A 12,980-nucleotide genomic window follows, 5' to 3' on the forward strand; every position below is an offset into this window, starting at 1 on the left:
ATTTACGCTATTCCCCCAATCGGCAAGGATTAACAACTTTCGCTGTTATTATTTAAGCATTCAGGTGAATTTGTTGGATTGTGCTGTCGCTTAACCCAACCTACTATTACTTACGGTTGAGCATTTTCATGGGCCAAATAACTGCTTTTGCTCCGAGAATACGTGAATATATTCTGCCTTCACGATTATGGATTAAGAAATTAGCATTTATGCCAGTATCGGTTTTGCTAATAATTTCACAAGACACATAAAAAGGTACATTAGGTGGAACGGTTAAAAATTGTTCACAGTATGTTAATTGTCCTGGTAAACATACTTCTTGATGGAAATGATTTAACCATAGCCATAGAGTTTGAGTACTCAAATCAATTATGTAGGGATTGTGCCATTTAACGGGGAATTGTCCTTGTTGTTTGGCTGTAATTTCTTGCCAACAGCATTCGGCTGTAAGTTTTTCTGGGCTAATATTTAAGACTTTAGTAATTTCTTGGAATGCTGGGCCATGAAATAAGGACAAATCACCATTTTGATAAAAACCTTTACCAGTGGTGGTGACAATTTTATCTTCCCTGAGATCTACTGATTCATAAATGGGAGCATCTGGCATTTTGCGGACTATTTTGATGAGAGCGCTAAAATGATAATGAGTTCTTCCTTCAGGAGTTTTACTCAATATCTTGGTCTGAAATTCAACAAAATTACCATCGCTTTTGGAGACTTCTTGTATTTCTAGAATATGTTCATTAGCCAGGCTAGAGTTAAAAGTAATTCCTTTCAAAACTTTGAAGTCTTGACAACTGAAATATGTATAGCCTGGATAAATTTCTTCACAACCATTAACCATCCAAGATTTAGCACAGGTTGCTGGTAATACTGGAGAACCTGCAATTGTATGATCATACAAAAATGGATTTTCTGCTAATGTCATTCTTCGCCTAATTCGATAGCTTCGCAGTTGTGAATCTAAAGGCATTGCTGGGGCAATCATGGTGCTACCAATGACAATTTGTGTATTATCTTGATAAGCAGGATGCAGTTCATTAACTAACATTTGTGTACCCACTTCCAGAGGAATAATACTAATTCCCCTTTCTGCAAATGCCTTTTTCAGTTGTGGTGTCACCATACCACTATCCCAACCACCCCAATTAATTGCCACTACATGACATTGAGGATGAGATTGTTTGATGAGGTGGGCTGATTTGTTGAGAATTTCGTTAGCGATAGCATAATCACTTTGACCAATATTCCCATAAAAACCAGTCACAGAAGAAAATAAAACTAAATGCTGTAATTGCTGGATATTAACGCAAGCGAGCAGATTTTCTAAACCCTGAACTTTAGCGGTGTAAACCTTTTCAAAATCTTCTTGTGTTTTCTTTTCAATTAACTTATCAGCCAAATTACCAGCACCGTGAATAATGCCTGTAATTTGACCAAACTTTTGAGCGACAGCGCCGAGTTTGGCTTTCAATGTTACGGTATCTGTAACATCAACGCTGATATATTCAGCCTTTGCACCTGTTGCTTCAATAGCTGCCAAGGTCTTCTTAATTTCTCGGCTAGAATTAATCTCATTAAATATTTTTTGTACCATCATGGGTGTTGGTTTCTCACCTTGAGAAATCAGATTTTCCATGATGCGTTTCTTCAAAGCCGAATCTTCTAAACAATCACGAGCATATTCTGGTTCTGTGGTGATTTCAGAACGACCAAGCAGAATAAATTTACAAGGTTGGTTTTGTGCTAATTTAATGGTGCATTGAGCAGTGATTCCCTTGGCTCCACCACTGACAACAAAGACAGATGATGGGCTAACTTGAAGTGTTGCTGTCATGTTTCCAATTTATAATTGATTCTGTGTTGATGAATAAATTTATGAAATGTCTCACGCAAAGGCGCAGAGACGCAAAGAGGAAGAGGGGAGTTTTTGTGAGGTGGGCATTGCCCACCCTACTGGTTATTCGGGTTTAGCTACGAGGGTGACTCGTCCTTGAGAACTATAGCCAACTTCACCTATATATCTGTTGGAATCATGCAATTCGGCAACAATATATTCTGCTGATTGGTGAGGATCTAAGGAAGGGCTTAAGTCAATTGCTCTCAAGAATACTTTTGGCCATTCCCATCTCAAACTTTTGGTTAATCCAAATAAGCCGGCACCGATAACTCCAAAGTTTTCTTTGTGTTCTAACCCAAATGCTCCGTCAAGATGGGCTACTGTACAGAAGCTTACTCTTCCTTCTAAATCAGCGGCTGTGTTCAAGGTTGGTTTGAGATGTTTGGCCATCAAGAACACTTGTTTAACTATTGCTTTTTCTGTTTCTAGATAGGAAATTTTACCTGTGTTTTCTGTGTTGAATTGAGGATGAAGATGAATGAATGCCCCAATTTTTCCATGTTGAGTAGTTATGCTTTGTAATAGTAGTTGCAAATGTTGTTCGCTCATATTTGCCATGATGACGCGGCTAACACCTAGGGGTAATGGCAATTGTTGAGAAACTAATGTTTGGGGGAAACTCAGAACTACTACTTTCCAACCTTGTTCAACTAGTGCGTGAGCTAGTTTGGTGGTGGTGAGGGAACCATCATCAGTAATTAAACTAATGTGTCCCTCTGGTAATTTGCATTCCCAAAAATCAGGTCGTGGTAGGCTTTTTAGTTTGGCGGGACGACGGGGAAGATTTGGGTCTACTATTGGCGGTGGGGTTAAATCCACTACTTGTGGGAGGCTAAGAGGGGGAGACCCCGCCCCTACCGGGTCAAAATCAGGCTTTTTTTTTTCACCTCCCACCAGCTTTTGGAGGTAGTCTACTATTTGCCCAATTGTTCGCAGGTCGCCTAATTCTTCTATATTTGGTTTGGGTAAGTTGGGGTATGTTTCTTGCATTGCGCCCAATATTTCTACCCGTTTGATGGAGTCAATCCCTAAGTCGGCCTCCATGTCCATGTCTAGTTCCAGCATCTCGACTGGGTAGCCTGTTTTTTCACTGGTGATGTTTAACAGGGTTTGTCCTAAATCAGCGTATTCGTCGCTTTCTTCTGGGGACTGGGAAGTGGTAATAGGTAATTCTTCCCTTGCTTCCTCTACTTTCTTCTCTGTCACCTGTAACCTGTAACCTGTCACCTGTTTTTCTTCTGTCACCTGTAACCTGTCACCTGTCACCTGTATGACTTCTTCTGTTACTTGTAACCTGTCACTTGTAACCTGTTTTTGTAGATACTCGACAACTTGACCAATGGTGCGTTTTTCTGCTAGTTCTTCTAAGTTTGGTTTGGGTAAGTTGGGGTATAGTTCTTGCAATCCTCCCAGAATTTCTACCCGTTTGATGGAATCAATTCCTAGGTCAGCTTCCATGTCCATGTCGAGTTCTAACATTTCGATGGGATAGCCTGTTTTCTCGCTGGTTATGGCTAGGAGGTTTTGACCTATGTCATCAATATTAATGTTGGTGGTTGCTGGTTCGGGAATTAAAGCTACAGGTGCTACTGGCTCAGGTTGAGTTTCTACAACTGGGGTAGGTTCTGCAATTTGAGGAAGGGGAATTGCTGCTATTACAGGTTCAGCTTTTTCAACTACTGGCTCTATTACGGGTTGGGTTTCGACAATTTTGGCGGTAGGAGGAACAACTGTTTCTGTTACAGTTGCTTCTGTCATTAACTCCCGTAAACTGTTGGTGTGTGTTTCTGTTAGTTGGGGAGGAATTAGGGGTTGAGTTGTTTCTGTACCGGCAATTAGTTGAGAATATTCTTGTTGAATGAGTTGGAAAAAGTTTTTGGTGTATTCTACTTGTTCCCGCAGATATTGTTCATGAATGCGAAGGGTTTCACTTTGTTGGTTGTGAAACTGCATCATGCTGCGCTCAAAACTTTCCATAACAACTTGTTTGAGTTGGGCGGTTTCTGAAGATTTACTATTGATAAATAGGTCGTTCTGTTGTTGCATCAGTTGGAAGAACGTTTTGGCGTATTCCATTTGATGGCTTAGATAAGTCCCGTGAATTTGTAAGTTATCACTTTGGTTGTGTTGAAACTGGTTCAGGAGGTTTTCTAAACTTTCTAGAACCTGTTGGAAGTTAATATTTTTATCTGGTGTTTCCATTTTCCCTCCTGGACGCTCTGCAACTGCTTGGCGTGCTGTAGGTAATAATTCTGGGATTGCTTGATTTGAACGAAGTGCAGGAGTCATCTGAGGCTGTTGTGGGGTGCTAATTACAGGCGTTTTTTTGTGTCCGTTACCGTTGTGACCGTTGGTTGTTTGTGCTGGAATGTTGTTGTTTGGTTGGACTGAATTTTCTATGAGAGTTTCAAGACGAGGAGACTCTGGGAGAGTAAGAGGGGGAGACCCCGCCCCTACGGTGAAACCATCCTGTAAGGCTTCGGTGAAGGCGTTTTTGGTTTTTTCGGAAACGTAGTTAACACCGTTTAACTTGACGCTTAAGGTCTTTTTAGTAGAAGTTGGGGGAATAACTGGAGTTAGTTGGTAGGGGTCGAGATTAGCCAAAGCCATACCAATTACGCGCAGTTGGATTGCGGCTTCTCTGAGAGTGCGATCGCTATTCTTTTGAGTACTAGGATTAAGAGATACGGTAAGATGAGGGCGATCGCCTAAGATATCTTTGACTAGGTTGGTGAGAATCCGTTTTGGCCCAAATTCTACGAAGCAATAACCACCAGCAGCGTAGATGTTTTCAATCTCTTGCTTAAACATCACTGAACTCGAAAGATGTCCTTCTAGAACTCTTTGAATTCCTGATGGTTCTTGGGGATATTGTTTACCAGTAACGTTGCTGAAAACGGGAACTTTGGGATTTTGGAAATCGACAGACTTGGTAGCGATCGCAAATGATTTTTGAGCAAATGCAATTAAAGGTGTGTGGAATGCAGCGGAAACTGGTAACAACACCGCCCCATAGCCTAATTCTTGGAACTTTTGCTGTATTTTCTTAATTTCCGCCGTTGGTCCAGCCAGGACAACTTGAGTGGGAGAATTAAAGTTAGCGATCGCAACTTGGGGAAAATGCCTCAGCACCGCTTCCACCTTAGTAATATCTTCCTTCACCGCCAACATACTACCCGCATCATGGTCTGGGTCTTTTGGTGCAGCCATCGCTTGACCTCTAGACTTAACCAAGAACAAATAATCCTCTTCAGTCAGCACTCCCGCCGCCCACAAAGCCGTCAATTCACCAAAACTATGTCCAGCGGTAAAATCTGACTTAAACCCAGCTTGTTGGAAGATAGAATACAGCCCCGCACTAAAAACCCCAATTGCAGGTTGAGCATATTCAGTTCTTTGCAAAGCTGCAATTTGAGCAGTTTTTTCCTCTTCTTCAAAAGTGGGATTGGGGAAAACAACTTCCGAAATTGGCTGCAAATTATCCTTAATTAACAACCCATCCATCTGTCCATACAGACGACGCAAAGCCGGGAAATTCATCACCGCTTCTCTACCCATTTCTAGGTATTGAGAACCTTGTCCAGAGAATAAAGCCACAACTTTTCCGCCCAATTCCATCCCTGAAGAACGGTAATAAATACCTTGAGGATGTTCCCAAGAAACTGCTGACGGCTTATTTTTTAGTAAATCAATACTAACTTTCAGTAACTTACAAGCTTCTTGCAGATTCTCAGCTACAAACCCAATTCTCGCCGCAGTTTGGGGAATAGTTAGAGATTGTGATTCTTGGATTAATTGCGAATAATGTCTTTCTCCCTCGTTAGATTGCAAATTGTTTAAAGTTGCTTCTAACTTAGTAATCAACTCTGCCGGATTAGAACCAAATAACAACACTTCACTCGGTGCATTATGTAGACGATAAGCTTGTTTTTGTTCCGCTTCGTATTCTTCCAAAACCACGTGATAATTAGTTCCCCCAAAACCAAAAGAACTAACTCCAGCCCGTCTTGGTGCTTCCCCTTCTGCCTTGATCCAAGGTCTAGTTTCAGTATTCAAGTAAAACGAAGAATTTTGAATATCGAGTTTAGGATTTGGCTCAGTAATATTGATAGTTGGTGGCAAAATCTTGTGATGTAAAGCCAACGCAGTTTTAATTAAACTTGCTGCACCTGCTGCGGCTTTTGTATGTCCAATTTGCGATTTTACACTACCTAAAGCAATATGCTGTTTTTTGTTGTCATGTTGATTCAAGAAATCTCGTAAAGACCCAAATTCTGTAGGATCTCCAGCCATTGTTCCTGTACCATGTGCTTCCATCAAACCCACAGTCGCAGGAGAAAAACCAGCATCATCGTAAGCACGTTCTAAGGCTTTAACTTGTCCTTCTTTGCGAGGAGCATAAATACTCTTGTAACGTCCGTCGCTAGAAGTGCCAATACCTTTAATAACTGCATAGATTTTATCACCGTCTCGTTCTGCATCTTCGAGACGTTTTAACACAATCATCCCGATACCTTCACCTAACATCATGCCGTCAGATTTAGCATCGAAAGGTTTGACGTTTTCGCTAGGAGTAACAGCAGGAGTTTTGCTAAAAGAAATGTAAGCCATGATGCTGTTATCGGTATCTACACCACCAGTCAGCATCATATCGCTACGATATTCAATTAGTTCACTAATTGCCATTTTCAAAGCCCCAAAGGAACTAGCACAAGCTGCATCAACTACACAGTTTGTACCGCCAAAGTTGAGCCGATTGGCAATTCTTCCCGCTACCACATTTGCTAACATTCCAGGGAAAGCATTTTCATCCCATTTGATATAAGCGCTTTTGATTTTATCGACGATTACTTTAGTATCATCGTCAGATAAACCACTGCTTTTCAGGACTTTTTCCCAAATCGGATATTCTAACCTTGCAGATAGTGGTATTCCTAATTGCTTGGCTTGGGCTACACCTAAGATTACCCCCACATTTTCACGGTTAAATTCACGAGATTCACTATAACCAGCATCTTCCATTGCTTCTTTCGCAACTACTAAACTTAATAGTTGTGATACATCAGTAACTTCTAAAATGCTGGGAGGAATACCAAATTCCATCGGATTAAAATCTACCTCAGGAATAAATCCACCGCGTTTACAATAGGTTTTATCTTCAGGGGTTCTGGGGTTAGGATCATAATAATCTTTGACACTCCAATGTGTGTCAGGCACATTAGTAATACAGTCAGTTTTATTAACAATATTGCGCCAATATTCCCGTAAGTTTCTGGCTTTTGGTAATAAAGATGCCATGCCCACAATTGCAATCGGATTTTGTTGCAGTTGTCTGTTAACTTTATTAGTGGATACTGATGTTTCTGATTTCATTTGTTTTTCCTCTATAAACCTAATCAAATCCTTTTCACAACTGTTAATCTGAGCTTCTAACTCCGACAAGGCAGTATTAATTGAAGAAGCAGATATCATGGCATAGACTAATTTTGAGTACTGTGGATTGTTTAGCAACAGTAATTTCTATTGCTTACAAATAATAAAGCTATCTCTTCTTACCAGCAGTTAGCTATCCTATCTGCGTAAGGAATAAGGTTTTTTCAATCAACACCACACGGTAAATACTGCCTTAGTTCCATATCTAAATAATTGGCATCTTTGGTGCTTTAAGGCAATTTGGGAACACTGTAGTCCTAAAAAAATACTATGCAAGTTTCTCTTCCCTTTTGTGCTTTTCTCAGAGACGTTATGAGTGAAAATTACGGTATATTAGAAACACAAGTTGACCGTAATATTTACTAACTCCTACACAAGCAATTCTTGATATTGTGGCAAATGGTAAAATATTCTAGGTGTGCTTTAGGTAATAAATTGGTGAATTGCATCCCAGATTAATAGTAAAGATTTCGGCGATTTTATCCCTCTGGAACCAGAAAAACTGAGGAGTAGTGATGAAAATAAAAATGTGTTTTTCTCTCGCACCATTGAGATAATCTAGCTTGGCTACAGAAAGGCTATTAGTATTAATCCTATGTGCTGTATTTTGATAAATACCATAGCTATTTTCACCATCTAGGTTAATATATTTTATGCTATTCGACCAATAAAAGCTGCCAAACTTGTTACAGAAAGGGCAACACCTTTAATCTGAATTCATGCAACGTCGTGAAAAATACTTAAACTTTTTACATCCTCTAATAACCAGGCTAGGTTATAGTATTTATTCCTTTTTTATTTCAATTAATTACCTGACTATTATGCAGCTTTTACGCCTTGAATTAATACAAAGACTAGCACAGCTTAGAGAAATTGAATAGTTCATTTAAAGTCAGTTTAGAAAGAAATACTTTGTCACTCATATTGCTTTTGTAAATAAAATGAATAGAAAGGTATAATCTTTAACTGAAATTGACTAATCACTGGTTTAAGTAATTACGGGTTGAACGGCAAGTTTGTCTTTATTGATCAAGCTTTACACCTCTGTTGTCTACTAAGTCACAAATCAATAAATACACATATATATTCCTTGAACATAAAGGTGTTTTTTTCAGAAAAGCATCATAATTCCACCTCCTTTTTTGATGAATTTATAAGATAACTTGGCTTACCCAACAAAATAGTTATTTATAAAGCAAATATTAATTTACAGGATGTTGTTAGCTAAACATCATCAGCATGACTTGTGATGAAATCTGCACATTTCCCACCCGATAATGACTATTTGATAAGAAAAATACAGATTTAATAGCTAATTTATGAGTTTATAAGATCATGATGAATAGAAAATATCTAGTTTCATCTATGTTGATCATCACAACTATTGTTGTTATTGCTAGAGAAAAGTACCTGACTAATTTTGTTGACAAATAGGAATTATTTTGGCAGACTTAAATATAAGTTAATCAAGTTTTTCCCCTTCAGTACAATCACCGCTTCGTTACATCTTGAGATGAGAATTTTATTTGGCACTATGGTATTTTACGCTACTTTACCAAATGCCCATTAAGCATAAAACTGAGGATACTTGGAAGTAATATCACTGTTGATTTGGTCGCTCATCTTTTTATCTATATCGGCTACAAATCCTAATAGCAATTCATCAAAAACTAATTAGGCTGATAGCGTTGCCCACATTCATGAGATACAGCAAGAAAAAATTAACCGCAGATGGACGCAGATAACTTTATCTTTCAGCTTGTCCCTCAGCAGACTATTAAACGCTATATCCACTGACTAAAACTACAAATATGGGGGATAAGTTATTTTAGATAATCTGCGGATATAACTATTACGATTATCCCTGAGCAGAAAATACTTGGAATAAAAATATGGCAGTAAACAAAGAGCGCCAGTTATTGAAAAAAGCTGCGATTAAGTGGAAAATAATTTTGGCAGCTTCTATTACTTTAGCTACTGGGTTTATATCTTTCTACAGTTTTTCTCAGTTGAAGCTAAACCCTGAGAATCAGGTTCAATCTTCTCCAGTGAATCCCCTCAACCCAACTCCTATAAAAGTTTCTGTAACTGCTTTGGGACGCTTGCAACCACAAGGCAAAATTACTTATTTATCTGCTCCTAATTCCATCAATGGTGTGCGTGTAGAAAAGCTGTTGGTAACTGAAGGAGACGAGGTAAAAACGGGGCAAGTATTGGCTTATTTAGAAGATTATACTCGTTCTAAAGCAGCTATTAAGCAAGCCTTTGATAAATTATTAGTTGCTAAATCTAAATTAGCACAAGTAAAAGCTGGGGCTAAACCTGGAGATATCAACGCTCAAAAAGCAACAATTACTCGTTTGAATTCCCAATTAACAGGTGATATCGCATCTCAAATTGCAACAATTAACCGTATCCAAGCCGAAGTAGATAATGCTCAAAAAGAGAGCGATCGCTATCAGCAATTATACAAAGATGGGGCAATTTCTGCTTCCATAACTGATACTAAAGCTTTGCAACTTAAAACTACTCAAGAACAATTAACAGAAGCTAAAGCCTCGCTTGCACGTACTCAAAATACCTTAAAAGATCAAATAAAAGAAGCAACAGCAAAACTCAACAGCATTAGCGAAGTACGTAACGTAGATGTTCAGTTAGCAGAAAGTGAAGTCAAAAGTGCTGAAACTGCTATTCAACAAGCCAAAGCCGATCATGATTTAACTTATATCAAATCTCCCATAGATGCCAGAATTTTGAAAATTCATGCCAAAAATGGTGAAGTAATTGCTAATTCTGGCTTCGCTGAACTTGGTAAAACATCAGAAATGAATGTAGTTGCTGAAGTTTATCAAACCGATATTCAAAAAGTACGTGTTGGTCAAAAAGCTACTATCACCAGTGCTGCATTTCCTGAGCAATTACAGGGAACTGTGAAAGAAATTGGTTGGCAAGTTGAGAAACAAAGCATTTTTAGTATTAACCCCAATTCAGATACTGATCGACGCATAATTGAGGTAAAAATAGCCATTGATAATTCTGCTGATAATCAAAAAGTAGCTCGATTAACCCATTTGCAGGTTGATGTTTCTATTCACATTTAGTCACTAGTCATTGATTGTCGATCAACTGACAACTGACAAATAACAAATAACAAAATATATGAATATCAAAATTCCTTTAGCATGGCTACAGCTTGCCCAGCAAAAAGTGCGTTTTGTGGTAGCTGTAGCTGGAATTGCATTTATTGTGCTGCTGATGTTTATTCAACTTGGTTTCCAAGATGCACTTTATTCTAGTGCTACCGCAGTTCATCAAAATCTCAAGGGGGATTTATTTTTAGTCAGTTCTCAATATAAATCCTTGACTTCTAATCAAAGCTTTTCTCGAACTCGTTTATACCAAACATTAGGCTTTGATGGTGTCGAGTCGGTTAGTCCCATGTATTTGCAATTTGCTAAATTAAAAAATCCTGCTACTGGTGAAAAATATTCAATATATGTAATTGGCTTTGATCCAGGAAAACCCGTCATAAATATTCCCGAACTGGAGCAGAATTTAGATAAACTCAAAATTCCTGACATCATGTTTTTTGACAGAGATTCCCGACCAGAATTCGGTCCTATAGCCGAAAAATTTGCGCGGGGAGATACTGATCAAACGGTTGAAATATTTCCTTTTGATGCCGTAAAAGGTTATCGGGTAAGAGTAGGGGGTTTATTTAGTTTAGGTCCTTCCTTTGGTGTAGATGGAAATTTAATTGTTAGTGACTCAACTTTCTTAAGAATAAATCCTAATTCTCGTCCTGTAGAAAAGATAGATGTGGGTATTATCAAACTTAAACCTGGTGTAAAGACAAATCAGGTTTTGAAAAATTTACAAGCAAGTTTACCTAATGATGTTCAGATTTTTACTCGTCAAGGCTTTATTGACTTTGAAAAAAAATATTGGGCTGTAAGAACTCCTATTGGTTTCATACTTAACTTGATGCTCACAATGGCTTCTGTTGTTGGTGTAGTTATTGTTTATCAAATTCTTTACAGCAATATTGCCACTCAATTTATTGCCTATGCAACTTTAAAAGCTATTGGTTATGCAAATGGTTATTTACTGAATGTGGTTTTTCAACAAGCGTTAATTTTGGCTATCTTAGCTTATATACCAGGGTTTATCGTTTCCTTAGCTTTATATGATTTTGCTATGAAATCCACTAATTTACCCATCGTCATGACCCTTAACAATGCATTAATTGTCTTAACATCTATAGTTTTGATTTGCATCACTTCGGGAGCGTTGGCTATTAATAAACTTCGCTCCGCAGATCCTGCTGATATTTTCTAGTTAATCTAGATTAAATTCCGCAATTTCAGTCAACATATTCACCTTTCAATAATTCACTATGAACCTCAACAACAAAACTATTCTCATCACCGGAATTGACGAATTTATCGGCTTACGTGCAGCAGAGTTAGCTTTAGCTCAAGGGATGAAAGTAAGAGGATTACAAAGTTCTTCGGAGCAGGATAAGAACCTCCAAAATTTGGGAGTTGAGATTATTGTTGGTAGCATCACCGATGCAAAAATAGCTCAAAAAGCTTGTCAAGGAGTAGACATTGTTTTACATACCAATCAACTTGCTGAAGAAGCTGGAGAACTCAAACATTTTCGGGAAATAAATGTTAGTGGTACTTTGAATATAGCCAAAGCCGCAAAGCAAGCAGGTGTGAAAACCTTTGTACATCTTTCCACTGTGCTAGTTTATGGTTTCAATTATGCAAACAATGTCACAGAAATAGGGACACTTTCTAGTGAAAATAATCCCTACTGTCAGACAAAAATTGAAGCTGAAGCAGAACTTTTACAACTTAATTCTCCATCAGAATTCGGTGTCATTATTATCCGTGCTGGAGATGTTTATGGCCCAGGTAGTATGCCTTGGATAGTACGGCCAGTGATGATGATGCGACAAAAATTATTTGCCTATGCAAATGATGGTCAAGGTGTGATGAATCATTTGTATGTTGATAACTTAATTGATGCCGTCTTTTTAGCTATAGAAAAAGAAACCTACGGCGAAATTTTTAATGTCACAGATGGTGAAGAAACTTCCTGGAAAGAATATTTTATTCACCTAGCTGCTATGGAAGGTTTACCAGCACCTATGTCTCTTCCTAAAGAAGAAATGAAATTATTTCTCCGCGTCCGTCATCAGGGACAAAAGCTATTTCGTAAAAAGGCGGATATTCTCCCTGAATCTGTCGATTTTATGAGTCGTCCTTATGCTTATTCTATTGCTAAAGCTACAAACATCTTAAATTATAAACCCAAAGTTGACCTCGAAGAAGGAATGAAGCGTACTCATCAGTGGTTGCAAAAAACTGATCTCCAAAAATTGATGAAATAGGCTAATTTATTGGGGAATTTTGTATGTGCAACTATCAATCAGCCAGCTTTGCAAAAAATTCCTCCTATGGGTGGTCACGGTAATGGAGATGGGATTTTATTATTAAGATTGGGCATGGTCGGGCAGTTTGATGAAATCCCTGAATACTTATTTTTTGCAAAGCTTTGTTGATAGCTGCAAAAATGCTGTTGTTAAATAAGTTGGCAACAGCCAAAGCTACAATTTTATCCGATTACTCTGGCATCA

The 12,980-nt window shown here is 38.4% G+C and carries 5 protein-coding genes; 3 read left to right on the forward strand and 2 right to left on the reverse strand.

The window, feature by feature from the left end:
• Positions 1–106 precede the first annotated feature (106 nt).
• Positions 107–1,837 carry an SDR family NAD(P)-dependent oxidoreductase gene (locus tag H6G68_RS19435; RefSeq protein ID WP_190908110.1) on the reverse strand — a complete coding sequence of 577 codons (1,731 nt, stop codon included), beginning with the start codon at positions 1,835–1,837 and terminating at the stop codon, positions 107–109.
• Between the two features lie 123 nt (positions 1,838–1,960).
• Entirely contained in the window at positions 1,961–7,372 is a 5,412-nt protein-coding gene (locus tag H6G68_RS19440; protein ID WP_199332660.1) for a type I polyketide synthase, read from the reverse strand.
• A gap of 1,853 nt (positions 7,373–9,225) precedes the next feature.
• On the opposite strand from H6G68_RS19440, the gene H6G68_RS19445 reads away from it, so the two are divergent.
• From H6G68_RS19445 to H6G68_RS19455, 3 genes are read left to right on the forward strand one after another with little or no spacing between them, the layout of a single operon-like run.
• Positions 9,226–10,434, forward strand: coding sequence for an ABC exporter membrane fusion protein (locus H6G68_RS19445; RefSeq protein ID WP_190908111.1), 1,209 nt, complete (start codon positions 9,226–9,228; stop codon positions 10,432–10,434).
• Between the two features lie 58 nt (positions 10,435–10,492).
• The gene (gene devC / locus H6G68_RS19450) at positions 10,493–11,671 is read left to right on the forward strand and encodes an ABC transporter permease DevC (protein WP_190908112.1); all 1,179 of its coding nucleotides are present in this window, start codon (positions 10,493–10,495) and stop codon (positions 11,669–11,671) included.
• Positions 11,672–11,729: 58 nt separating this feature from the next.
• Positions 11,730–12,734 (forward strand): NAD-dependent epimerase/dehydratase family protein, encoded by a 1,005-nt coding sequence (locus H6G68_RS19455; RefSeq protein WP_190908113.1) that lies wholly within the window; start codon positions 11,730–11,732, stop codon positions 12,732–12,734.
• Positions 12,735–12,980 lie beyond the last annotated feature (246 nt).

The sequence above is a fragment of the Anabaena catenula FACHB-362 genome (assembly GCF_014698735.1).
GTDB lineage: Bacteria > Cyanobacteriota > Cyanobacteriia > Cyanobacteriales > Nostocaceae > Anabaena > Anabaena variabilis_A.